We start from the raw sequence: 22463 nt of genomic DNA, 5'->3' as shown, positions 1-22463 counted from the left end.
ATCCTGCTCAGACCACCCCCCGGTGGACGATATCCTCATCGACGTAGATCGTGGTCCCGCCCAGCGTGTAGACGGCATAGTGCTGCCCGTCGGCGGCGGTATGGATGGTGTTCGTATCGGTCGCGCCCCTAAGGGTCACGTCGTCATCGGCCCCGCCGCGCACCACCAGCTTGTGATCCGGCCCCGTGATCGCGTTCAACTGCGCTTCGTTGATCGTCAGGCTGCCTTTGGTCGAGCTTAGGTCGATGGTGGTGATATCGAACCCCGCCAACCCTTCGCGCGACAGGTCTACCGTCGTCGCCACCGTGGTCCGCAGGTAAAGCGTGCTGGATTCGTTGCCCGAGGCATCCACATCGCGGATCACCAGATAGCTGCCGTCCGGCACCGGGTCCCTGAACAGCGCAAGCTCGCTGTCCACCGCCTGCCCGGCCGAGTTGACGACAGGCGTGTGAAAGACGTTCGTCACGGCGATATCGGTCGCAGGCCCCTGTGCCGCCACCGAATGATAGCTGAAAGTGTCGGTCGAATAGGCGGTGAAGATCCCGCTCAACGCCCCGCCGCCGCCCGAATCCTGCACCCATACGGGCGAGTTCGGCGCAACCGTATCGACCGAGAAGGTAAAGGGATGCTGCGCCACGTTGCCGTTCGGGTCCACCGCCTCGACCAGTGCGGGAATACCCGTCCGCTCGCCGCTCGGCAGTTCCGCGCGGGTGAAGGTGGTCGACCAGTTCCCGTTCGCATCGGCCATGACCGTATGGCTGTGCCCTTCGATCGTCACCGTCACGGTCGAGCCCGCCTCGGCCTTGCCGCTGACAGGCACGCCCGCCGCCGCTTCTGCACCGTTCAGCACATTGTCGGCGCCGAAGCCAAAGGTCACGTCGCTTTTCGCGAAATTCGTGACCGTGGTGTCGATCAGCACCGTCTTTTCCTGCCAGTCCGTCTGGTTGCCATACTGGTCCTGCGCCCGCACCCTGACGATGGCTTGCGTATTCGCCCCCTCGGGCAGCCAGTTCGCCGGAATCTTGAACGACCAGTTGCCGCCCGCGGCGGGAACCGTGGTCGAATTGGCGCCGACCTGAATCGTCACCGTCGAGCCTGCCTCGACCGTGCCGTTCACCACCAGCCCTTCGGCCCGCTCGGCCGCGTTCAGCTTTTGCGCGTCGAGCGCGCCACTGTTCACCGTTCCCACCAGATCGGGGTTGGCGAAGCTGAAATTGCGCACCAGCGTATCGACCGCGAAATCCCGCGTCACGGTGAGACTCTGGTTCCCTGCCACATCGACCGAATAGACCGAGAAGCGGCCGCCGTTCGCCCCGCTCGCGATCTCGCCGCTGGCAAGGTCATTGGCGGTATAGTTCAAGGACCAGATGCCATTCGCATCCGCCGTGGCAATGCGCGGCTGGCCGCCCATGTAGCTGACATAGACCTTGGCCCATGCGTCCGCCGTGCCGGTCAGGGCAAGGCCCGCCGACCGTTCGGCCCCCGAAAGCACGCTGTCCGCGCCGCCGGGCTGCGAGGTCACCGCCACCCGCGATTCAAGATCGACGGTCAGGTTCAGCGTATCTTGATCCGTATTGCCCGCCTTGTCGGTCGAGGTGACGGTAATCACTGTCGGCCCGCTGACCGAACCCGCAGCGCCTGCCGGAAGGTTGGCGGTCCAGTTCCCCGCCGCATCGACCGATGCCGCGTATTTGGCCCCGTTCCATTCCAGCTCGACCTTGGTGCTGCCCGCCTCGGCCTTGCCGGTGACGGTAAAGGCCTGCCGCGACTCGGCAAGGTTCACGTAGCCGTCGCCCAGAACCGCATGGCCCGCCGTGCTGTCAAAGGTGACTTGCGTGACGGTATCGACGACGAAGCTGCCCGTCGCCGTCACCACCTTGCCGGATGATCCGGTGGTGCTGGCGGTCACGGTATAGTTGCCGTCGGCCAGCGTGCCGCCCGCGATGGAATAGGACCAGTTCCCCTGCGCATCGGCGGTAACCGTCTGGTTCTGCACCACGCCGGGGATCGTGATCGTGACTACGGCATTCGCCGCCGCCGTGCCGCCGACGATGACGGGTTGCTGCTGTTCGGTCTTGTTCACCAGATCGTCGCCCGAAACCGTGCCGACATCGAGCGGATTGGCCGAACCGCCACCCCCGCCCGACCCGCCGCCGCTGCCGCCACCCGATCCGCCGCTGCCCGATCCGCTGCCGCCCGATCCGCCGCCACCCGCAAGGGCTGCGCCGCCGGCAATGGCCGCACCGCCGGCAAGCGCCGCACCGCCAAGACCGCCTCCGCCCATGCCCATCAGGGCGGGGGTAAAGATCCCCATCCCTGCCGGTTCGTTCGTCGCCCCGGCCGAGGCGACCACCGGATCGCCGCTGTCAAAGCGCAGATCGTCAAGCGGGCTCCATTTGTCGTAATGCTGCACCGGCCCGTAGCCCGCGACCATGTAGCCGTCGGTGCCCTCGGTCAGCAGAACCTCGGTGATCTGGCCGTCACTGCTGAGGTAGAGGTGGTTCTCAACCCCCTCGGGCGGGTTGAAATAGCCCAAGAGCACCACGGTGCTGCCATCGGCCAGTTCCACCACAAGGTCGCTTTCGACCCTTTGGTAGCCAAGAACGCTTTCTTGCGAGACGTTCAGGGAAATGCTGTCGCCAGCGCCAACCTGGATGAAATTGGCCTGATCGTCGCCACCAACGCTGCCGTTGGTCTTACCGCCCGCAGAACTGCGGACAGCGAAATCAATCGCTGCACTCATTACCTAACTCCGCCTCAAACCCGGACCATTCACGCAGCCCGGACACTTATTATTCGGCCATATCTTTGGCCTATTGCTGCCACAATTAACCCGCTTCCGGCGTCAATTCCAGCTTATTCGCGCAAGAGTGGTAAATTATGCGTTTCCGGATGCCATATGTTGCAGCTTTCGCACGGATTGCCCCTAGCGCAAGCGTTGGCCCGCCGTGTCGAAATGGAAAGCACGCGCCTGATCCGGCGTCAGGAACGCCACGGCATCGACGGTAAAGTCATGCTCTCCGAACAGCCGCACGGTCAGCAAGCCGTGAACCTCGGTCCGCACATAGACCAGCGTCTCGCCGCCCAGCTTCTCGACATGGCTGATGCGGCCCCCGATCTCGCCCGCCGTGGCGGAAATCGCCAGATGCTCGGGCCTGATCCCCATCGTCTCGCCCCGCGCGCCAAGCGCGCCGGCCCTTAGGAAGTTCATCTGCGGGCTGCCGATGAACCCCGCGACAAAGGTGTTGGCGGGGTTGTTGTACAGCTCCATCGGCGCGCCGACCTGTTCGATACGTCCCCCGCGCAAGACCACGATCTTGTCGGCCAGCGTCATCGCCTCGATCTGGTCGTGGGTGACATAAACCATCGTCGCGCCCAGTTCCCGATGCAGCCGCGCGATCTCGATCCGCGTGGCGACCCGCAGGGCGGCGTCGAGGTTGGACAGCGGCTCGTCGAACAGGAACAGCTTGGGCGTCCGCACGATCGCCCGCCCGATCGCCACCCGCTGGCGCTGCCCGCCCGACAGTTCCGCGGGACGCCGCTCGAGATAGTCGCCCAGCGCCAGCATGTTCGAGGCCACGGCAATCGACTGGTCGATCCTGGCGCGGCTTTCCCCCGCCTGTTTCAGCGCCAGCCCCATGTTGTCGCGCACGGTCAGATGCGGGTAAAGCGCATAGGTCTGGAACACCATCGCGATTTCCCGCTTGGCAGGCGCCACATCGTTGATGCGCACACCGTCAAGCATCACATCGCCCGTGGTGACATCCTCAAGCCCCGCGATCATCCGCAGCAGCGTCGATTTCCCGCAGCCCGAAGGGCCGACGAAAACGCAGAACTCGCCCTCGTCCACCGACAGGTCCACGCCCTTGATGACCTCGGTCTTGCCAAAGGCCTTGGCGACCCCGCGCAGTTCAAGCGACCCGCTCACAGCTTCACCGCCTGACCCGAGCGCACGCTTTCATCCGCCGCCAGGCATATCGCCAGCGACTGCACCGCATCCTGCATATGCCGCGTCAAATCGATGTCCTCCAGAATAGCCCGCGCCACATAGGCCTGCTCGCGGTCGCACAACGCCTGATGGCCCGGTTCGTCGGCCATGCTGATGTTCTCGTCACCCTTGCCCACGCGATGCACCCGCAACATCGACGTCTTGGTATGCGTGTCGATGTCGTCCGACCGCGCGCTTTCCGGCATGCGGATCGAAACCGCCCCGTTGGGAGACACCACATCCTTCACGAAGAACGCGGTATCCGACATCATCGGGCCCCAGCCCGCCTCGTACCAGCCAAGGCTGCCGTCCTCGAACAGCACCTGAAAATGCCCGTAATTGTACATGTCGGGCGCGATCTCGTGCGACAGGCGCAGCCCCATGCCGCGCACCTCGACGGGTTTGGCATCGGTGATCTGGCACATCACATCGACATAATGCACCCCGCAATCGACGATGGGCGGGGTCGTCTGCATCAGCGCCTTGTGGACCTCCCATGTCGGCCCGCTCGACTGCTGGTTCAGGTTCAGGCGGAACACATAGGGCCCGCCAAGCGCCCGCGCCTCCTCGATCAGCCGCATCCATGACGGATGGTGCCGCAAGATATAGCCGACGACGACCTTCCTGCCCGTGCGGATGGCACAATCCTGCACCCGCCGCGCATCGGCCACCGTCGTCGCCAGCGGCTTCTCGACAAAGACATGCGCCCCCGCCTCCATCGCGGCGACGGCATAGTCGGCATGGCTGTCGGAATAGGTGGCGATACAGACGAGGTCCGGCTTCAACCGCGCCAGCGCCCCGGCGTAATCCGCGCTCAACGGATAGGCGCGCAGCTCCGTTGGCAAATCCACGGCCGAACGGTTCACCAGCCCCACGATCTGGAACGCCGGATCGTTGTGATAGGCCAGCGCATGGCTCCGCCCCATATTCCCCAGACCCGCCACCAGCACACGAATGGTCATTTCACCGCCCCCGCCGTAATCCCGCGGATCAACTGCCGCGAAAACACCAGATACAGCACCAGCACGGGAACGATCGCCAGCGACAGCGCCGCCAGCACCGCGTTCCAGTTGGTCACGAACTGCCCGATGAACACCTGCGACCCCAGCGTGATGGTCTTGGTCTCCTCGCTTGGCGCAAGGATCAGCGGGAACCACAGGTCGTTCCAGATCGGGATCATGGTGAACACCGCCACCGTCGCCATCGCGGGCCGCACCAGGGGCAGCACCAGCACGAAGAAGATGCGGTATTCCGACAGACCGTCGATGCGCCCGGCGTTCTTCAGGTCATCCGAAACATTCCGCATGAACTCGGACAGGATGAACACCGCCAGCGGCAACCCCTGCGCGGTATAGACAAGGATCAGCGCCGTCAGCGTGTTCACCAACCCCGCCGCCACCATAAGCTGCAAGATCGCAACCGTGCCCAGCCGGATCGGAATCATGATCCCCAGCGCAAGGTACAGCCCCATCAGCGTGTTGCCGCGAAACCGGTATTCCGACAGCGCAAAGGCCGCCATCGCCCCGAACAGCAGCACGAAGAACAGGCTCGCCACCGTCACCGTCATCGAGTTGAGGAAATACTGGAAGAAATCCCCCTGCTTCAGCACCGTCGTATAGCCCACCAGATCGAAATGCTCGGGCCAGGGCAGCGCCAGCGGATTGGCAAAAATGGCCCTGCGGCTTTTGAAACTGTTCACCACGATCACAAAGACCGGAAACAGCGCGATCAGCGTATAGGCGATCAGCACCGCATGCGCCGCGATGCTCCGCCCGATGTTGCCCCGTGCCTGTGCCATCCCGCCCCCTCAGAACTGATAGCGGCGCAGCCGCGTCTGGATACCGAACAGATAGACGCAAACCCCGATCAGGATGATCCCGAACATCGCCGTGGCAATGGCCGAACCCATGTAGGGATCGCCAAGCTGCAACTGGAAGCCGAAGAAGGTCCGGTAAAGGAACGTGCCAAGGATGTCGGTTGCGAAATCCGGCCCCGCCAGCGCCCCCTGCGCCACGTAGATCAGGTCAAAGGCGTTGAAATTCCCGACAAAGGTCAGGATCGAAATGATCCCGATACTCGGCAGGATCAGCGGCAGCTTGATCTTCCAGAACTGGCTCCACCCCGTCACGCCATCCATCTCGGCGGCCTCGATCACATCGTCGGGGATCGACAGAAGTGCGGCATATATCAGCATCATGGGTATCCCCACGAACTGCCAGACCGACACCAGCGCCAGCGCCGTCAGCGCATATTCCGCCTTGCCCAGCCAGGGCGCGAACAGCCCCTTCAAGCCGACCCAGTCAAGCATCCCGGGCGCAATCCCCCAGATGGGGGACAGGATCAGCTTCCACACGAAGCCCACGATCACAAAGGACAGGATCGTCGGCACGAAAATCGCCGTCCGGTAAAAGGCCGCCATCCGCAGACGGGGCGAGGACAGCAATGCCGCCAGCAAGATCCCGATCGGATTCTGCACCAGCATATGGATGACGAAGAACCAGAAGTTGTTGCCCAGCGCGTTCCAGAACGCCCCCGACCAGCGCGGATCCCCGAAAAGCGTCACGAAATTCTGCAACCCGACAAAGACACGCAGATCCCCCGCCTTGTTGAACAGCGACAGGTTCAGCGTCCCGAACAGCGGGATGATCATGATCGCGGTATAGACCAGCAGCGCAGGGGCCAGAAATACCCCGACATGCCAGCGCACGGGCTTGCCCCTCGCCATGCCTTACCCCTTCATCCTTGGGAAAATACTCTCGGGGGGGTCCGGGGGGGCAGACAGCCCCCCCGGCCTTTCCGCAAAAGCCTCAGTTTGCCGGCTTGTACCAGCTGTCCAGCCCTGCCTGCAGGCGCTTGCCCGCATCGGCCGGGGTCTCGGTGCCCTTGATCACATTGGCCGAGGCGTTCCACGTCTCGTTCTCGAGGTTCGGCGTGCCGCGCGACAGGATCTGGTAGGTCGAGCGGATCGTCGACTGGCACTTGCCGCGCCAGGACACGAATTCCTGCGCCAGCGGGTCGGTCATGGTCACCGGGGTCGAGTTGAGCGAGAAGAACCCCGGCAGGCTGTTGGCGTAAAGGTCCGCAAACTCGGACGACCCGACCCATTCGAGGAACTTCTTGGCCTCTTCGGGATGCGCGCTCTTGGCGTTCATGCCCATGGCGATGTCGGTGTGGTCAGAGATGTAGCAGGTGTCGCCCGCATTCACGACCGGCGGCGCGAATGCGCCCATCTTGAACTGCGCCTGCGCGTTGAACCCGGCGATTTCCCACGAACCGGCCGGATAGATCGCGGCGCGGCCCAGCGTGAACAAGTTCTGGCTGTCCGGATAGGTCTGCGCCTCGAACCCGTCGCCCAGATAGTCCTTCCACTTGGCAAGCTGCTCGTAGGGGGCGACCCATTGCGGATCGGTCAGCTTCTGGGTGCCCTTGATCAGCGCCAGACGCCCCTCTTCGCCCTTCCAGTAGTTCGGCCCGATGTTGTTGTAACCCATCGTGGCGGCTTCCCACTGGTCGTTGGTGCCCATCGCCATCGGGATATAGGTGCCGTCTGCCTTGATCTTGTCCAGCACGGCGAAGAATTCGTCCACCGTCGTCGGCACGGCCAGACCAAGCTGGTCGAAGGCGTCCTTGTTGTAGATGAACCCGTGGATCACCGAGGCCATCGGCATGCAGAAGGTCGCAGCCCCGTCATCCGTCTGCCACGCCGACTTGGCCACGGGCGAGAAATTCGCCATCGCCGCCAGCCCCGACAGATCGGCCAGATTGCCCTGGTTATACAGCTCGAGCGAGGCGTCGAACGGGCGGCAGGTGATCAGGTCGCCCGCCGATCCGGCCTGCAACTTGCTGTTCAGCGCCGCGTTGTATTCCGCAGGCGCGGTCGGCGCAAAGACCAGCTTGATGCCGGGGTTCGCGGCCTCGAAGGCCGGAATGAGCTTGTCCTGCCAGATCGTCAGGTCGTCGTTGCGCCAGCTTTCGATGGTCAGCGTCACATCCTCGGCCTGCGCCGCGCCTGCCAGCAGCGTGCTGGCCAGAAGGGCGAAACGGAACGTCGTTTTCATGGTCTTCTCCCGGTTGGTTGTTGTCTTTGCCGTTTATTGCTTCACTTCGGCCAGTGCCGGGCCGATATGCCCGCCACTGCGCCCCAGCGCGGCCTCTGCGGCCTCCGCTGTCGTTCCTGCCGCGACCAGCACGGCGGGTTTCACCGCGCCCCCCGTCACGCCAAGCGCCGCCCTTGCGGCCTCCATCCCCTGCCCCGACAGGGCCGAGACGATCCGCGCCGCGCGATCCACCAGCTTGGCATTGTCCGCGACAACATTGACCATATAGCCGTCATGCACATGGCCAAGCCGCAACCCGACCAGAACGGACAGCATGTTGAGAGCGACCTTCTGCGCCGTCGCGGCCCCCATGCGGGTCGAGCCGTTCACCACCTCGGGGCCGGTCTCGATGCAGACGGCGATGTCAGACGCCGCCAGCAGCGGCGACCCCGCGACATTGGCAAAGCCCGCGACCGTCACCCCCGCCTTGCGCGCCAGACCGGCGATGGCCAGCGTATAGGGCGTTGTCCCTGACGCCGACAGGCACAGCACCACATCGCCGCGCGAAAACCCTGCCGCCGCGAAATCGGCCGCCGCCAAAGCGGGGTCATCCTCGACCCCGCCCGTCATATGCAGCAAGGCCCCGGCGCCGCCCGCAAACAGCATCGGCGTCTGCGGCGGCATGATGCCGAAGGTTCCGGCAAGTTCCAGACAATCGGCCAGCGCCATCAGGCCGGACGATCCCGCCCCCGCATAGCCCATCTTGCCGCCCCGACTCAGCGCGGCGGCACCCGCCCCGGCGGCTTCGGCAATCGGCCCCAAGGCCCCGCGCACAGCGGCCAAAGCCGCCTGCTGCGCCGAAAGCAGCCGCTCCAGCACCACGGGCGCGGGCTGGTCATGCAGCCCCGCCGAATGCGGATGTCTGGCTTCGGTCGCCCGTGCGAAACCGTTGTCGGCCATGTGATTCCTCCGTTCCCGTTGACAATGCCAAAATAATACCAATTGTAAAGCGTCATTATCCCATGCGCCGTTTGCATCGGTTTACGGCCCGTTTCGTCAAGCACCTTTCCATTTGGTATTGTTTTGGTATTCTCAGATGCGGAGGATTCGCCATGACGCTTTTTCTGGGCATCGACGGGGGTGGCACGGGCTGCCGCGCGGCCGTGGCCGATGCGTCGGGCCGTATCCTCGGGCGTGGCGAGGCGGGTCCGGCCAACATCGCCTCGGACCCTGCGACCGCCACGACGAACATCCTGACCGCCAGCAAGGCCGCTCTGGCCGCCGCGGGGGGCGGCAGCATCCGCTCGGCAGCCCTCGGGCTGGCGGGGGCGAATGCGGCAGGTGCGGCGCACCGGTTGCAAGACGCCCTGCCCTTCGCGCGCCTGACCGTGGTGACCGATGCCGTCACCGCCGTCAAAGGCGCGCTCGGCGCGCAGGATGGCGTGGTGGCGGCGCTTGGCACCGGATCGGTTTTCGCCAGCCAGCAGAATGGCAGGCTGTGCCAGATCGGCGGCTACGGGCTTGCCCTCGGCGACGAAGGCAGCGGCGCATGGCTGGGCCGCGCCCTGCTGTCGCGCTGCCTGCGGGCGCTTGACGGTTTCACCCCGATGACGCCGCTGTTGCGCGCGGTTCTGGCCGAACACGGCGGCGCCGATGCCATCGTGGCCTTTTCCCTTGCCGCCCGCCCTGCCGATTTCGCCACCCTCGCGCCGCGGCTTGTCGGTTCGGCCGACCCTGCGGCGCAGGCGATCATGGCGCAGGCCACCGCCGACATCGCCGCATCCATCGCCCGCCTGCAACCGCCCGAACCGCTTGCCGTCACCTTCCTCGGCGGCCTCGGCCCCGCCTTTGCCGCCCGCCTGCCGCAATGGCCCCAGCGCGCCGCACTTGGCACCGCCCTTGACGGCGCGCTGCTCCTTGCGCGAGAGGCGGCGTGATGGAGCAGATCTTTTCCCCCCAGGGCTTCGACGAAACCGGCGCGGGCCCGCTGTACCTGCAACTGCAACGCCGCATCGCCGAGGCCATTGCCAGCGCGCGCCTGAAACCCGGCGACAGCCTGCCCCCCGAACGCGACATGGCAGCGCTTACCGGCCTGTCGCGCGTGACGGTCAGGAAGGCCGTCGAAGGGCTGGTGGCCACGGGGCAACTGGTGCAACGGCGCGGGTCCGGCACCTTTGTCGCGCCCAAGGTGGAACGGCTGGAACAGGCGCTGAGCCTTCTCACCTCGTTCACCGAAGACATGGCGCGGCGCGGCAAATCGGTCGAGTCGACGTGGATTTCACGCGCCATCCATTCCCCCGCCCCCGAAGAGGTGATGGCGCTCGGCCTTGGTGCGGGCGACCGCGTGGCGCGGCTCGAACGGGTGCGGCGGTCTGACGGCGTGCCGCTTGCCATCGAACGCGCCTCGCTTTCGGCGGCCTATCTGCCCGATCCCGAAGCGGTTGCCGGCTCGCTTTATGCCGTGCTTCAAGCCAACGGATGCCGCCCCGTCCGCGCCGTGCAGCGCATCTCGGCGGCCAACCTGTCCCCGCGCGATGCCGAACTTCTGGGCGTGCCGACGGGTGCAGCGGGGCTGAAGATCGAACGCATCGGCTATCTGCCCGATGGCCGCGTGGTGGAATTCACCCGCTCGCTCTATCGCGGCGATGCCTATGATTTTGCGGTGGAACTGAAACTCGATCCCGAAAGGACGACCCCATGACCCAAAGCCACATGGCACGCGAGGTCGCGGAAATTCCCGAAGCCGCCGCCCGCTTCCTGACGCAGTCGCGCCCTGCGCTTCAGGCGGCCGCCGCCGCCATGCGCAAGGTCGACCCCGCGCTGATCATCACCGTGGCGCGCGGATCGTCGGACCATGCGGCGACCTATCTGAAATACGCCGCCGAACTGGTGGCGGGCATTCCCGTCGCTTCGGTCGGCCCTTCGGTCGCATCGGTCTATGGCCGCCCGCTGCGGCTGACCAATGCCGCCTGCATCGGCATCTCGCAATCGGGCCGCAGCCCCGACATCGTGGAAATGATGCGCGCCGCAGGCACGGGCGGGGCGCTGTCGATCGCCATCACCAACTTTGCCGACAGCCCGATGGCCACCGCCTCGGCGCATTGCCTGCCGCTGCTGGCGGGGGTCGAGCAATCGGTTGCCGCGACGAAAACCTTCGTCACCTCGGTCCTAGCGGGGCTTGCCCTTGTCGCGGAGTGGCAAGACGATGCCCCGCTGCGCGCCGCCGTGAACGCCCTTCCCGAAGCCTTTGCGCAGGCGCTGACGCTGGACTGGTCGCCCCTTGCCGCGCGGCTGTCGCGTGCCAGTTCGGCCTATGTGCTGGGCCGTGGCCCCGCCTTTGCCATCGCCGCCGAATCCGCTCTCAAGCTCAAGGAAACCTGCGGCCTGCATGCCGAGGCCTATTCGGCGGCCGAAGTGCTTCACGGTCCCTCGGCCATCGTGCAGGCGCATTTCCCCGTGCTGGCGCTTGCGGTCGACGATGCCGCGCAAGCCGGGGTCGCCCAGACCGCCGAACGCCTTGCCGCGCAGGGGGCCGATGTCTTCCTGACCGGACTCGCGGCCAAGGGGGCCACCACATTGCCCACCGTGGCGGGCGTGCATGGCCTGACCGCCCCGCTTGTGCTTGCCGTCACCTTCTACGCCTTCGTCGAATCGCTGGCCCGCCGCCGTGGCTTTGACCCCGACACGCCCCCCCATCTGAGAAAAGTGACCGAGACGATATGACCCTCAGCTACATCGGCCCCGCCATTTTCGACGGCACCACGCTGCACAAGGAGGGTGCGGCGCTGAACGTGGAAAACGGCATCGTCACCGGCATCGGCGCGGCCACGGGCAAGGTTGTCAGCCTTGGCGCGGGCATCCTCGGCCCCGGTTTCCTCGATCTGCAGGTGAACGGCGCGGGCGGGGTGGCCGTGGATGGCACCACGACCGCCGAAGCCATCGCCCGCATCTGCGCCACGCAGACGCGGCTCGGGGCCACAGGCTGCCTGCCCACGCTGATCACCGACACGCCCCAAGCCACCGCGCAGGTCGTCGAGGCCGGGATCGCGGCGGCACGGGCGGGAACGGCGGGTTTCCTTGGCCTGCACCTCGAGGGGCCGCACCTCGACCCCCGCCGCAAGGGCGCGCATGACGCGGCGCTGATCCGTCCGATGCAGCCGGCGGATCTTGACCTGTTCCTGCACGCGGCCAGGCACCTGCCCGCGCTGATGGTCACGCTGGCCCCCGAATCCGCCACCCCCGCACAGGTTGCCGCGTTGCGGAATGCGGGCGTGATCGTCAGCCTTGGCCATACCGATTGCACCGCTGCGACAGCGCTTGGCATGGGGGCCAGTTGCGCCACGCACCTGTTCAACGCCATGAGCCAGCTTGGCAACCGCGAGCCGGGCCTTGTCGGCGCGGTGCTGGGCAGCGACCTTTACGCCGGGCTGATCGCGGATGGCATCCATATCGACCCGCTGACCCTGCGCGTGGCGCTTGCGGCAAAGCCCGCGCGCGTGTTCCTTGTCTCGGACTGCATGGCGCTGGCCGGAACCGACCTGACGGAATTCACCCTTGGCGGGCGGCGCATCCTGCGCCGTGACGGGCGGCTGACGCTGGATGACGGCACGCTCGCCGGGGCAGACCTGACGCTGCCCCGCGCGGTGCAAGTGCTGGTGCAAGACGTGGGCATCCCCGTTGCCCGCGCCCTTGCGATGGCGACGACAATCCCTGCTGCGCTGCTCGACCGGCCCGATCTTGGCAGCCTGCGCGCGGGGTCGCGGGCCGATATGGTCCACCTTGCGCCCGACTGGGGGCTGCGCTCCGTCTGGCGGGCAGGCGTGCTAGAGACGTGAGAAGATGCGGAAGTAAAGCCAGTCGGGCATCAGGTTCGACAGGCGGAACACCCAGGCGAAGGGCACCGGGAACGACCGGCTGAACCGCGTGCTTCCCATATGCTCGAACATCATCTGCGCCGCCGCCGCAGGTTCCATGATCTGCGGCATGTTGAACGCGTTCTTGTCCGTCAGGCGCGTCCGGATGAATCCGGGGTTGGCAAGCTGCACCTCGACCCCGCTCTCAGCCAGATCGCAGCGCAGGCTTTCGGCAAGCGACACCAGCCCCGCCTTCGACGCGCCATAGCCGATGGCGCGCGGCAGGCCGCGAAACCCCGACAGCGACCCCGTCAGCACGATATGCCCCGCCCCGCGCGCCAGCATCGCGGGCAGCACCGCCCCCACGACCCGCGCGGCACCTGTCAGGTTGACGTCGATCATCGTCTCGACCGCCGCCGTATCCCATTCCTTTGCCGTCATGGGCGTATAGACGCCGGCCAGAAAGACCACCCCGTCCACCGGCCCGACCTCGGCCGCCGCCGCCGCGACCGATGCGGCATCGCCCACATCCACCGCCACCGCCCGCGCCTTGCCGGAAAGGGTGGCAACCGCCGCCCCAAGCCGGTCGGGCGACCGCGCCGAAAGCACCAGCTCCACGCCGGCGCGGCTCATCTTGTCGGCAAGGGCAAGGCCAAGCCCCTCGCTTGCGCCGACCAGCCAATAGCGTTTGCCTGCCCAGTCCCTCATGCCTTCACCAAGGCTTGCGGCATCGGCCGCATGGTCGCCACAAGCTCGGCCACCTTGATCCCGAACTTGCGGAACTGGCTGCGGTTCATGACCGTTCCGTTCTCCATCAGATACATCCAGTCCACCACGTCGAGGACATGGCCCCCGGCCTCGGCATCCAGCTTGATGCGATACAAAAGCTGCACCGCCGGACCCTCGGCACGGCCCGTTCCGGCGCCCACCACATCATCGGCCTCGGCCCTGATCGTCCCGTCATTGCCGACGGTCAGCCGCCATTCGCGGTCTTGCACGCGGCCTGAATCATAGCGGAACCGCTCGCGCAGCACGCCACGGTTGCCATCCCATTCCCCCTGCATCTCGGCCACGAAGCGCGACGACACTCGGCCAAGCGGGCCATAGATCACCCCTTCGCACAGGATCGGTCCGGACAGATGCGCCCGCAGATCGAAGCGGGGGCCCTGTCCGGCCAGATCGGCGGGCTTTTGCGCGCGAAACCCGATGAAGCGCGGCAGGACCAGCAGCGCCACGACGGCAAGGAACAGAACGGCCCAGATCGACATCGTCAAACCTCCGATACTTGCGTCAGCGCCAGAACGGCGATCGCCAGACATTTCAACGCGCAAGGCACCAGCGCATAGGCGACCGACAGCGCCCGCAATGCGCCCTCGTCATTCGCCGCCCCTGAAACGAAGCCCGCCGCCTGAAGCGCGGGCAAAAGCACCGCCGCCGCCAAGGCGAGCGACAGCTTGGACACAAAGGCCCAAAGGCTGAAGGCCGCGCTTTCGCCCGCCCCCAACTCTCCCAGACGGCGCGCGAAAATCGCCGGAAGCAGCACCATATCCGCCCCGAGCGCCGCGCCCGAGGCCACGCAGATCACCCCGAAGGCCAGCAGATCGCCCGTGCCCAGCATCGCCGCCCAAAGAAAGGCCGCGATGGCCAGCCCCATCCCCGCAAGCAGCACACGCTTTTCGCCATAGACCTGCGCCGCCCGCGTCCAGACCGGGGTCGACAGCGCCGCCGCAAGGAAGAACAGCAAAAGAAACCCGCCCGCCGCCCCGCCCGCGCCCAGACGGCTTTCCACAAAGAACAGGAACAGCGTCGAGGTCACCGCGACCGGCGCCGCATTGACCAGCGCCAACAGCAACAGCCGCCGCGCCAGCGCATCGCCCAACACGGGCCGGAACAGCGCAAAGGGGTTTTCGGGGGCCGCCCCGCCATCGCTCCATTCGCGCCGCATCGCCAGCACGGCGACCAGCGCCAGCAGGGCAAAGCCGACGGCAAAGCCCGCGAAAGGCCGCGCCATCACCGCGCCCAGCGCCACGGGCGCCACCGCCGCGATGCACACGCCGACCAGCGATCCCGCCTCGCGCCAGCCCGCCAGCCGCACATGGCCGCGCGGGCCAAGACGCAGGGCGCGGCCCACGCCTTCGGCATAGAACACGATGGTCAGGAACGAGAAGGCGGTGAACAGAAGCGCCAGCGTCACCGCAAACCACAGCATCGGCGCAACGGGCGGCCGAACGGCGAACAGCCCGACCATCGCCAGCGCCATCACCCCAGCGGCCAGCGCGACCCAAAGCCCGCGCCTTGCCCGACCCGCCTCGGCGAGCCAGCCAAGGACGGGGTCTTGCACCACGTCGAACAGCCGCAAAAGCGCAAGCACGCCGCCAAGGCTTGCCAGACTGACGCCATAGGCATCCACGTAGAATTTCGGCGCGTGGATATAGATCGGCAGCCCCGCCATCGCGATCAGCGCGGCGAACAGGCTCCACGGCCACAGGGTCGCGGGCGCTGCCGCTGCGGTCACTGGCTGACCTCGGTTTCCGGCGGTGCGGGACGGCGGCGGAAGGACACGCCCTTGACCGCCAGCTTCAGCGCCTGCCAGTGGATCAGCGCCAGCACCCGCCGCGACCCGAAGGGACGGCGCAGCGCCGACCGCAAAATCGCGCCATTCGTCAGCGGCACGCGCGGGCCGATCAGGTTGGTGAACAACCCACCCCCCGCCGTGGTGTAATCGATCCAGACACCGACCCGCCCGTCACCGATATCGAAGCGGAAGCGATAGCTGCCTTCGACGGGCTGGAAGGGCGAGACGTAAAAGATCTTGGTCGCGGCCAGCGTATCCTCGCGGCTGATCGGCCCCTTGTCGTCGCGGTGGCACAGATAGGAATGCCGGTCGCCGTAGGTGTTCGTCACCTCGGCAATCACCGCCACAAGCGCCGCATCCCGATAGCACAGCCAGAAGGACACGGGGTTGAACACATGCCCCATCACCCGCGGTTGCGCCATCAGCAGCACGCGGTCGGCGGCCATGTCATGCGCGGCCAGCACCTCGCGCACCCATGCGACGCCGCGCCCCTTGCCCGGTGCGCCGCCGTGATCGGTGTCATGCACCGCGAACAGGTTCGCGCGGTTGCGCGAGAACAGGCCCGGACCCTTGGCCCGCTCTGCGTCGAGCAGCACGTAATCGACGCTGTAGCGGAAGCTGTTCGCCACAGCCCCCTTGCGCCCGTGAAACGTCTCGCCGCGGATCAGATCGACCGTCATGCCGCCATCTGCCGTTCCCGCGCCCCCGAGCGCATGGCCTCGACCACGTCGACGGCCGAGGCGAACCCGTCCTCGTGAAAGCCGTTCCGCATCCACGCCCCGGCGAACCACGTGTTCCGCTGCCCGTTCATGGCGCGGATCACCCCCTGCGCGTTCAGCGCGGCAAGGTCGTAGACGGGGTGGTCAAAGCTGACCACATCGTCGATCAGCTCGTCCCGGATTCCGCCGTTCGAGTTCAGCGTCACAAAGATCGGGTCATCCTTGGGAATCGGCTGAAGCGAGTTCATCCAGTAGGTCAGGTCGATCTTGCCCGAAGCGCCCTCGGCCGGTTCGACATAGACCCACGAAGACCAGCACTTGCGGTTCTTCGGCATCACATTCGGGTCGCGGTGCAGGATCGCCTCGTTCGCCTGATAGCGCACCGCGCCCAGCGCCTTTGCCTCGTCATGGGTGGCATCCGCCAGAATCCGCAGCGTCACATCGGAATGGGTGGCGAAGATCACGTCGTCGAACACTTCCCACTCGCCGCCATGCGGGCGCACCATCACGACACCCGCCTCGCGCTTGACCGCCGCCACCGGCGCGCCCAGCCGCAGGTCGACCCCGCGCGAGGCAAGCGAGGCTTGCAGCCGCCGCACATATTCGACCGAGCCGCCCTTCACGGTGTACCACTGGTGCTGCCCTTCAAAGTCGAGCAGGTGGTGGTTCTGGAAGAACCGCACCAGCGCCTCGGCCGGAAAATCCAGAATGCCCCGCGTCGGCGTCGACCAGATCGCCCCCGAAAACGGCGTGATGTAGTAATCGCGGAACCATGCGCCCGTGCCCAGCGCGCCCAGCAGGCCGCCGATGGTCATGCCCGGCGTGGCCACCTGCAACGCATTCTTGTTGAAGCGCAGGATATCGCGGATCATCCCCAGAAAACGCGGGCTGACGGCGTTCTTGCGCTGCGCGAACAGCGTGTCGAGAGACGAGAGCGCATATTCCACGCGGCCACCCCGGACCGAGGCGCCAAAGCTCATGTCGCTTTCGACATAGGGCACATCCAGTTTGTCGAACATGCCAAGCAGGTTGGGATAGTTCACCTTGTTGAACACGATGAACCCGGTATCGACCGGCTGGTCACCCCGCTTGCCGCCCATCTTGGTGCGGGCATGCCCGCCAAGCCGCCCCTCGGCCTCGAACAGGACGACGGCGTCCTGATCGGCCAACAGATGCGCGGCGGCCATGCCGGAAATCCCTCCCCCGATGACAGCGACACGACGGGGAACGGAACCAAGGGTTTCAAACGGCATGAACGGCAGGTCTCCAAAATGGGCGTCACAAGGCTTTTACGCAGCCCGCAACCGGTTGGATCAACCTGTAATTTTTTTTGGACAGTGGAAACTTGACATTGGTTTACAGCGTATCATTTCACCCGGTGTGATCCAAAGGACAGCATGCAGCGTAAAAGCTTTATGATGTTCGACTTGCATCAGGCCGAAAAATCGGGTGCGCCCTTGTCTGTCGGGCAATATGCTACGACGGAACAAACGGTTAGTTGCCGGAAGGATGGGTCTGCCGTGCAGGCGGATAAGGTGGAGACAGATTGGGCGGCCCTTGTGCTTCGGGTGCGCGACCATCAGGACAAGGCGGCTTTTGCCGCCCTGTTCAGGCACTTTGCCCCAAGGGTAAAGGCTTTCCTGATGAAGTCGGGCGCCGATGCGGGTCTGGCCGAGGAATGTGCGCAAGACGTCATGGCGACGCTCTGGCAAAAGGCGCATCTCTTCGACCCGACGCGGGCTTCGGTGGCGACTTGGGTCTTCACCATTGCCCGCAACAGACGAATCGACGCCCTGCGCAAGGCGCGCAGGCCCGAACCCGAAGACCTGCCTTGGGGCCCCGAACCTGAACCCGATCAGGCCGAGGTGTTCGAGGCGCAACAGGAAACCGACAAGCTGGGCCAAGCCTTGGCCCAGCTACCCGACAAACAGCGCGCCCTGATCGAACGGGCCTTTTACGGTGACCTTTCGCACAGCGAAATCGCCACCGAAACGGGCCTTCCGCTTGGAACGATCAAGTCACGCATAAGATTGGCGCTCGACCGGTTGCGCCAGCAGATGAGTTGAAGGCAAGACGTAGATGACCATTCGCCACCACCTTTCCGACCAGCTTCTGATGGCCTACGCCGCAGGCGATTTGCCCGAAGCCTTCAATCTGGTCACTGCAACCCACGTTTCGCTCTGCGACGAATGCCGCGCCCGCCTTGCCGCCTTTGAAGCCGTCGGCGGTGCGGTGCTGCAAGAGGCCGACAGCGTGGAAATGTCCGATGCCAGCCTTGCCGCCTGCCTCGACCGGATCGAGCAGATGCCGCAGGCCACCCACCGCGCGCCGATGCGCCGCGCGGGTTGTTTCCCTGCGCCCTTGGCCGGTTACATCGGCGGCGGCCCCGAATCCGTGAAATGGCGCAACCTTGGCGCGGGCGTCAAACAGGCCATCCTGCGCACAGGGCGCGATGCCTCGGCCCGCCTGCTTTACATTCCGGCAGGGCAAGCCGTGCCCGACCACGGCCACCGCGGGCTGGAACTGACGCTGGTGCTGCAAGGCGCCTTCCGTGACGATGCCGACCGTTTCGGCCCCGGTGATATCGAAATCGCGGACGAAGCCGTGGAACATACCCCCGTTGCCGAAGCGGGCCCCGCCTGCATCTGCCTTGCCGCCACCGATGCGCCGCTGCGCTTCAACGCGCTGATCCCGCGCCTCGCCCAGCCCTTCCTGCGGATCTAGACGAACAGGCGCACCGCCAGCACGGCCCCCGCAACATCGGCCGCGCCCTCGGTCAGGGCCAGATCGTGCCGCGCCAGCGCCACGCCGCCCACCTGCGCGGCCCCGAGCGCGAAAAAGGCAAGCAGGCCACCCGCCGCAACCGCGCCCTGGGGCAGCCAGGCCTGCGGCTTGGGCAAATGCCGCGCGGTCATCACGTTGAAATCGGTCGAAACCTGACCGCCCGTGCCTGTGGCCCGCACCGGAACGTCACCCGCAAAGGCCACGGGCCGCAGCGGCAGACAGTCCAGATCGACACCCGCGCCGACAAGCCGGAACCCCGGCCCGTCAAGCACGGTCAGATTGCGTTCGATCGCGGGAAAAACCGAAAACGGCCCATCCTCGGCCACGGTGGCCATCGACAGCCGCCACAGCAGGGCACCACCCTTTTCGGCCTTGGCCAGTTCGACCGTCACGCCCTTGCCGTTGGCCCAAGGCATCTGCCTGTAATCGCCGGCCCGCAGAACCCTCATTCCGCGGCCCTCGGCGCGATCAGCGGAACCGAGTCGCTGCCCAGTTCCTCGAAGTCGAAGTTGTCCAGCCGCCGCGCGCGCTTGGTCGCCTTTTCGGACGAGATCTTGATCTCTTCGATGTCTTTTGCCGCCTGCCCGAAATGCCGGTCAAGGTTCTCGACCCGCGCGCCAAGGCGCTCGACATCGCCATAAAGCAGCGCCAATTCCTTGCGGATCGCCCCCGCCTGCTCGCGCATCCGCGCGTCTTTCAGCACGGCGCGCATCGTGTTCAGCGTGGCCATGCAGGTGGTGGGCGACACGATCCAGACCTTGGCCGCAAAGCCTTCGCGCACCACTTCGGGGAAATTGGCGTGCAACTCGGCATAGACCGCTTCCGAGGGCAGGAACATCAGCGCCCCGTCTGCCGTCTCGCCTTCGAGGATGTATTTCTCGGAAATCGCCTTGATATGCACGCGCACCGCCGCGCGGAACATCCGCTCGGCCTCGAGCTTGGCCTGCGGCGTCTCGGCCCGCCGCAGCGCCTCATAGGCTTCCAGCGGAAACTTGGCGTCGATCACGATGGGGCCGGGGGGCTTGGGCAGATGCACCAGACAATCGGCCCGCCGCCCGTTCGACAGCGTGGCCTGCATGGTGAACGCATCCGAAGGCAATGCCTTCAGCACGATGTCGTTGAGCTGGATTTCCCCAAAGGCCCCGCGCGTCTGCTTGTTCGACAGAATGTCCTGCAAACTCAGCACATTGCCCGACAGCTTCTCGATATTGGCCTGTGCCTTGTCGATGGTTTCAAGCCGCTGGTGCAATTCGCCCAGCGACCGCGCCGTGCGGGTGCTGGTGCCGTGCAATTGCTCGACCATGTTGCGCTGCACTTCGGCCAGACGCTGCTCCATGACCTTGAGCATCGCCGACTGGCTGACCGCCTGCGATTCCGACACATGGTGCAACCCGCCCGCCAGACGCTCTTGCCCGTCCGACAGCGATTGCACCCGGTCGGCAAGCCACGTCACCTCGCGCAGGACGGGTTCGGCCATGCGGGCCGAACGCAGCACCACACGCAGGATCGCCGCCAGAAGCAGCAGCAGAACCACCCCCGCCAGCACGCCCAGCACCAGAGGGTCGCTCCACGCGTAAGACATCCCGCCAATCGTGATCATCTGCGGCCAAACAGCCGTTCGATATCGGCCAGTTGAAGTTCGACATAGGTCGGCCGCCCGTGGTTGCACTGGCCCGAATGCGGCGTGGCCTCCATCTCGCGCAGCAGCGCGTTCATCTCGTCGGCCCGCATCTGCCGCCCCGACCGGATCGACCCGTGGCAGGCCATGCGGCTTAGAACCGCCTCGACCTTGGCCTGCACCAGCTGGCTTGTGCCAAGGTCTGCCAATTCGTCCAGCACATCGCGCAACAGCGCCGCCGCCGGAACGGTGCCAAGGATCGCCGGAACCTCGCGCACCGCCACCGCCGACCCGCCAAAGGGTTCGACCGTCAGCCCGAAGCGCCGCAGTTCGTCGGCATGTTCCAGCAGGCGCGCCGCATCATTGGGCGACAGGTCCACGATCTCGGGGATCAGCAAGGCCTGCGCCGTCACACCCGTTTCCGCCATCTGCCGCTTGAGCCGTTCATAAACCAGCCGCTCATGCGCCGCGTGCTGGTCGACGATCACCATGCCCCGCTCGGTCTGGGCGATGATGTAGTTTTCATGCACCTGCGCCCGTGCCGCACCCAAGGGGCGGGCGGTCAGGTCGGCCGCTTCCGCCACCGGTTCCACACGGGCCGAAGGCGCTTCGGCAAAGCCCGCCTGCACGGGCTGGAGCGGTGCCTGAAAAGCGAAACCGCGCGACAGCGCCGCACCCGAAGGGCGGTCCATCTGATAGACCCGCGCCGCGCCCTGCGGGGCGGAAAAGGCCGCAAGCGTGGCATCGGCCACGGTCGAGCTTGCCCGATGCCCCGCCCCCGACAAGGCCGTGCGCAGGCCCGAAATCAGCAGGGACCGCACCGCCTCGGGTTCGCGGAACCGCACCTCTGCCTTGGCCGGATGCACGTTCACATCGACCCGTTCGGGGTCGCACTCGACATTCAGCACCGCCGCAGGATGGCGGTCGCGGCTCAGGAAATCGAAATAGGCCACCCGCAGCGCGCCCAGAAGCATCCGGTCCAGCACGGGCCGCCCGTTGACGAAAACGAACTGCTGCACCGATGAGCCGCGCGAATAGGTGGGCAGCGCGGCATAGCCCGAAAGCCGCAGCCCTTCGCGCTCGACATCCACCCGCAGCGCGTTGTCGATGAAATCCGCCCCCAACACGCCACCGACACGGTCGCGCAGGGCGTCGAAGAAATCGCCGTTCCCCGCATCGGCGCGGAACATCACCCGCCCTTCGCCCCCGCCCGTCATATCGCGCAGGGTGAACGCCACCGCAGGCTCGGCCAGCGCAAGGCGCCGCACCACCTCGGCAATCGCGGTCGCCTCGGCGCGGTCCGAGCGCAGGAATTTCAACCGTGCGGGGGTCGCATAGAAAAGGTCGCGCAATTCGACGACCGTTCCCCTTGTCAGCGCCGCAGGCCGCACCGCCCCCATCCGCCCGCCCGCAACCGTCACGCTTGCCGCATCGCCCCCCGCCACGCGCGAGGTGATCGTCAACCGCCCCACCGACCCGAGCGAGGGCAGCGCCTCGCCCCGAAAGCCGAAGGAATGGATGTTCAAAAGGTCGGAGCCGTCGATCTTGGACGTGGCATGGCGCGACAGGGCAAGCGGCAGATCCTCGGCCGACATGCCGCATCCGTCATCGGTCACGCGGATCAGCGTCTTGCCGCCATCGGCGTAATCGACCGCAATCCGCGTCGCCCCCGCATCCAGCGCGTTCTCGACCAGTTCCTTGACCGCCGAAGCCGGACGCTCCACCACCTCGCCTGCCGCGATGCGGTTGATCGCAGCCTCGTCCAACTGCCGGATGACAGGGCGGGCCGCTGATATCTTGGGTTCGGGCGCGTTCATGCACCCATATCTAGCATCCCCGACGCCACGGGGCCACAGATTCGGCGCGACCGCAGGCCCGAAGAATTTTCG

General features: G+C 66.1%; 21 protein-coding genes. 6 read left to right on the top strand and 15 right to left on the bottom strand.

The genetic code is table 11. From position 1 onward, the window contains the following. Positions 1 to 7: 7 nt before the first annotated feature. The 7 genes from H7F16_RS11840 to H7F16_RS11810 all read right to left on the bottom strand — a co-directional run bounded on the left by H7F16_RS11840 (position 8) and on the right by H7F16_RS11810 (position 8985). Positions 8 to 2743 carry an Ig-like domain-containing protein gene (locus tag H7F16_RS11840; protein WP_185797808.1) on the bottom strand — a complete coding sequence of 912 codons (2736 nt, stop codon included), beginning with the start codon at positions 2741 to 2743 and terminating at the stop codon, positions 8 to 10. 183 nt (positions 2744 to 2926) lie between these two features. Further along, positions 2927 to 3928 (bottom strand): ATP-binding cassette domain-containing protein, encoded by a 1002-nt coding sequence (locus H7F16_RS11835; protein ID WP_185797807.1) that lies wholly within the window; start codon positions 3926 to 3928, stop codon positions 2927 to 2929. Continuing rightward, positions 3925 to 4950 carry a Gfo/Idh/MocA family protein gene (locus tag H7F16_RS11830; RefSeq protein WP_185797806.1) on the bottom strand — a complete coding sequence of 342 codons (1026 nt, stop codon included), beginning with the start codon at positions 4948 to 4950 and terminating at the stop codon, positions 3925 to 3927. The genes H7F16_RS11835 and H7F16_RS11830 overlap by 4 nt, the downstream gene beginning before the upstream one ends. Continuing rightward, entirely contained in the window at positions 4947 to 5786 is an 840-nt protein-coding gene (locus tag H7F16_RS11825) for a carbohydrate ABC transporter permease (protein ID WP_185797805.1), read from the bottom strand. The genes H7F16_RS11830 and H7F16_RS11825 overlap by 4 nt, the downstream gene beginning before the upstream one ends. Positions 5787 to 5795: 9 nt before the next feature. Next, positions 5796 to 6713, bottom strand: a complete 918-nt coding sequence (locus tag H7F16_RS11820) for a carbohydrate ABC transporter permease (protein WP_185797804.1) — start codon at positions 6711 to 6713, stop codon at positions 5796 to 5798. Positions 6714 to 6795: 82 nt separating this feature from the next. Next, a complete protein-coding gene (locus H7F16_RS11815; protein ID WP_185797803.1) occupies positions 6796 to 8046 on the bottom strand; it encodes an ABC transporter substrate-binding protein in 1251 nt (416 codons plus the stop codon). Positions 8047 to 8079: 33 nt separating this feature from the next. After that, positions 8080 to 8985 (bottom strand): N-acetylmuramic acid 6-phosphate etherase, encoded by a 906-nt coding sequence (locus tag H7F16_RS11810; RefSeq protein WP_185797802.1) that lies wholly within the window; start codon positions 8983 to 8985, stop codon positions 8080 to 8082. A gap of 152 nt (positions 8986 to 9137) precedes the next feature. Here H7F16_RS11810 and H7F16_RS11805 point away from each other — a divergent pair, with 152 nt between their 5' ends. From H7F16_RS11805 to nagA, 4 genes are read left to right on the top strand one after another with little or no spacing between them, the layout of a single operon-like run. Continuing rightward, the gene (locus H7F16_RS11805) at positions 9138 to 9962 is read left to right on the top strand and encodes a glucosamine kinase nucleotide-binding domain-containing protein (RefSeq protein WP_185797801.1); all 825 of its coding nucleotides are present in this window, start codon (positions 9138 to 9140) and stop codon (positions 9960 to 9962) included. Next, entirely contained in the window at positions 9962 to 10726 is a 765-nt protein-coding gene (locus H7F16_RS11800; RefSeq protein ID WP_185797800.1) for a GntR family transcriptional regulator, read from the top strand. Before H7F16_RS11805 ends, H7F16_RS11800 begins: the two co-directional genes overlap by 1 nt. After that, a complete protein-coding gene (locus H7F16_RS11795; RefSeq protein ID WP_185797799.1) occupies positions 10723 to 11748 on the top strand; it encodes an SIS domain-containing protein in 1026 nt (341 codons plus the stop codon). Before H7F16_RS11800 ends, H7F16_RS11795 begins: the two co-directional genes overlap by 4 nt. Beyond that, complete coding sequence (gene nagA, locus H7F16_RS11790) at positions 11745 to 12860, top strand: N-acetylglucosamine-6-phosphate deacetylase (RefSeq protein ID WP_185797798.1); 1116 nt, start codon at positions 11745 to 11747, stop codon at positions 12858 to 12860. Before H7F16_RS11795 ends, nagA begins: the two co-directional genes overlap by 4 nt. Here the strand turns inward: nagA and H7F16_RS11785 are convergent. Genes H7F16_RS11785 through H7F16_RS11765 form a run of 5 tightly spaced genes read right to left on the bottom strand, consistent with a single transcriptional unit; the run spans position 12849 to position 17425 of the window. Continuing rightward, complete coding sequence (locus H7F16_RS11785) at positions 12849 to 13586, bottom strand: SDR family NAD(P)-dependent oxidoreductase (protein WP_185797797.1); 738 nt, start codon at positions 13584 to 13586, stop codon at positions 12849 to 12851. The genes nagA and H7F16_RS11785 overlap by 12 nt on opposite strands. Beyond that, entirely contained in the window at positions 13583 to 14146 is a 564-nt protein-coding gene (locus H7F16_RS11780; protein ID WP_185797796.1) for a DUF3833 domain-containing protein, read from the bottom strand. Before H7F16_RS11780 ends, H7F16_RS11785 begins: the two co-directional genes overlap by 4 nt. Before the next feature lie 2 nt (positions 14147 to 14148). Further along, positions 14149 to 15393 (bottom strand): MFS transporter, encoded by a 1245-nt coding sequence (locus H7F16_RS11775; RefSeq protein WP_185797795.1) that lies wholly within the window; start codon positions 15391 to 15393, stop codon positions 14149 to 14151. Beyond that, the gene (locus H7F16_RS11770) at positions 15390 to 16133 is read right to left on the bottom strand and encodes a DUF1365 domain-containing protein (protein WP_185797794.1); all 744 of its coding nucleotides are present in this window, start codon (positions 16131 to 16133) and stop codon (positions 15390 to 15392) included. The genes H7F16_RS11775 and H7F16_RS11770 overlap by 4 nt, the downstream gene beginning before the upstream one ends. Further along, positions 16130 to 17425: an NAD(P)/FAD-dependent oxidoreductase gene (locus H7F16_RS11765; RefSeq protein WP_185797793.1), complete on the bottom strand. Its 1296-nt coding sequence runs from the start codon at positions 17423 to 17425 to the stop codon at positions 16130 to 16132. The genes H7F16_RS11770 and H7F16_RS11765 overlap by 4 nt, the downstream gene beginning before the upstream one ends. Positions 17426 to 17692: 267 nt before the next feature. On the opposite strand from H7F16_RS11765, the gene H7F16_RS11760 reads away from it, so the two are divergent. Both H7F16_RS11760 and H7F16_RS11755 read left to right on the top strand, forming a co-directional pair. After that, positions 17693 to 18238: a sigma-70 family RNA polymerase sigma factor gene (locus H7F16_RS11760; RefSeq protein WP_338402002.1), complete on the top strand. Its 546-nt coding sequence runs from the start codon at positions 17693 to 17695 to the stop codon at positions 18236 to 18238. 13 nt (positions 18239 to 18251) lie between these two features. Then, complete coding sequence (locus H7F16_RS11755; protein ID WP_185797792.1) at positions 18252 to 18896, top strand: ChrR family anti-sigma-E factor; 645 nt, start codon at positions 18252 to 18254, stop codon at positions 18894 to 18896. Here the strand turns inward: H7F16_RS11755 and H7F16_RS11750 are convergent. Genes H7F16_RS11750 through mutL form a run of 3 tightly spaced genes read right to left on the bottom strand, consistent with a single transcriptional unit; the run spans position 18893 to position 22391 of the window. Beyond that, positions 18893 to 19405, bottom strand: a complete 513-nt coding sequence (locus tag H7F16_RS11750) for a HutD/Ves family protein (protein WP_185797791.1) — start codon at positions 19403 to 19405, stop codon at positions 18893 to 18895. The two genes, H7F16_RS11755 and H7F16_RS11750, sit on opposite strands and share 4 nt — an antisense overlap. After that, on the bottom strand, positions 19402 to 20556 hold the full coding sequence (locus H7F16_RS11745; RefSeq protein ID WP_185797790.1) for a DNA recombination protein RmuC: 1155 nt from the start codon (positions 20554 to 20556) through the stop codon (positions 19402 to 19404). Before H7F16_RS11745 ends, H7F16_RS11750 begins: the two co-directional genes overlap by 4 nt. Continuing rightward, positions 20553 to 22391, bottom strand: coding sequence for a DNA mismatch repair endonuclease MutL (gene mutL, locus H7F16_RS11740; RefSeq protein WP_185797789.1), 1839 nt, complete (start codon positions 22389 to 22391; stop codon positions 20553 to 20555). The genes H7F16_RS11745 and mutL overlap by 4 nt, the downstream gene beginning before the upstream one ends. Positions 22392 to 22463: the final 72 nt, after the last annotated feature.

The organism is Paragemmobacter straminiformis (genome assembly GCF_014243445.1).
Lineage (GTDB): Bacteria > Pseudomonadota > Alphaproteobacteria > Rhodobacterales > Rhodobacteraceae > Paragemmobacter > Paragemmobacter straminiformis.
This window is presented reverse-complemented; position numbering and strand designations above follow the sequence as displayed.

What these genes read in the sequence shown, in the direction of transcription:
- H7F16_RS11825 (WP_185797805.1), bottom strand. Translation starts at nt 5,786, where the DNA reads ATGGCACAGGCACGGGGCAACATCGGGCGGAGCATCGCGGCGCATGCG.
- mutL (WP_185797789.1), bottom strand. Translation starts at nt 22,391, where the DNA reads ATGAACGCGCCCGAACCCAAGATATCAGCGGCCCGCCCTGTCATCCGG.
- H7F16_RS11780 (WP_185797796.1), bottom strand. Translation starts at nt 14,146, where the DNA reads ATGTCGATCTGGGCCGTTCTGTTCCTTGCCGTCGTGGCGCTGCTGGTC.
- H7F16_RS11765 (WP_185797793.1), bottom strand. Translation starts at nt 17,425, where the DNA reads ATGCCGTTTGAAACCCTTGGTTCCGTTCCCCGTCGTGTCGCTGTCATC.
- H7F16_RS11750 (WP_185797791.1), bottom strand. Translation starts at nt 19,405, where the DNA reads ATGAGGGTTCTGCGGGCCGGCGATTACAGGCAGATGCCTTGGGCCAAC.
- H7F16_RS11795 (WP_185797799.1), top strand. Translation starts at nt 10,723, where the DNA reads ATGACCCAAAGCCACATGGCACGCGAGGTCGCGGAAATTCCCGAAGCC.
- H7F16_RS11815 (WP_185797803.1), bottom strand. Translation starts at nt 8,046, where the DNA reads ATGAAAACGACGTTCCGTTTCGCCCTTCTGGCCAGCACGCTGCTGGCA.
- H7F16_RS11805 (WP_185797801.1), top strand. Translation starts at nt 9,138, where the DNA reads ATGACGCTTTTTCTGGGCATCGACGGGGGTGGCACGGGCTGCCGCGCG.
- nagA (WP_185797798.1), top strand. Translation starts at nt 11,745, where the DNA reads ATGACCCTCAGCTACATCGGCCCCGCCATTTTCGACGGCACCACGCTG.
- H7F16_RS11785 (WP_185797797.1), bottom strand. Translation starts at nt 13,586, where the DNA reads ATGAGGGACTGGGCAGGCAAACGCTATTGGCTGGTCGGCGCAAGCGAG.
- H7F16_RS11830 (WP_185797806.1), bottom strand. Translation starts at nt 4,950, where the DNA reads ATGACCATTCGTGTGCTGGTGGCGGGTCTGGGGAATATGGGGCGGAGC.
- H7F16_RS11770 (WP_185797794.1), bottom strand. Translation starts at nt 16,133, where the DNA reads ATGACGGTCGATCTGATCCGCGGCGAGACGTTTCACGGGCGCAAGGGG.
- H7F16_RS11810 (WP_185797802.1), bottom strand. Translation starts at nt 8,985, where the DNA reads ATGGCCGACAACGGTTTCGCACGGGCGACCGAAGCCAGACATCCGCAT.
- H7F16_RS11745 (WP_185797790.1), bottom strand. Translation starts at nt 20,556, where the DNA reads ATGATCACGATTGGCGGGATGTCTTACGCGTGGAGCGACCCTCTGGTG.
- H7F16_RS11820 (WP_185797804.1), bottom strand. Translation starts at nt 6,713, where the DNA reads ATGGCGAGGGGCAAGCCCGTGCGCTGGCATGTCGGGGTATTTCTGGCC.
- H7F16_RS11840 (WP_185797808.1), bottom strand. Translation starts at nt 2,743, where the DNA reads ATGAGTGCAGCGATTGATTTCGCTGTCCGCAGTTCTGCGGGCGGTAAG.
- H7F16_RS11800 (WP_185797800.1), top strand. Translation starts at nt 9,962, where the DNA reads ATGGAGCAGATCTTTTCCCCCCAGGGCTTCGACGAAACCGGCGCGGGC.
- H7F16_RS11755 (WP_185797792.1), top strand. Translation starts at nt 18,252, where the DNA reads ATGACCATTCGCCACCACCTTTCCGACCAGCTTCTGATGGCCTACGCC.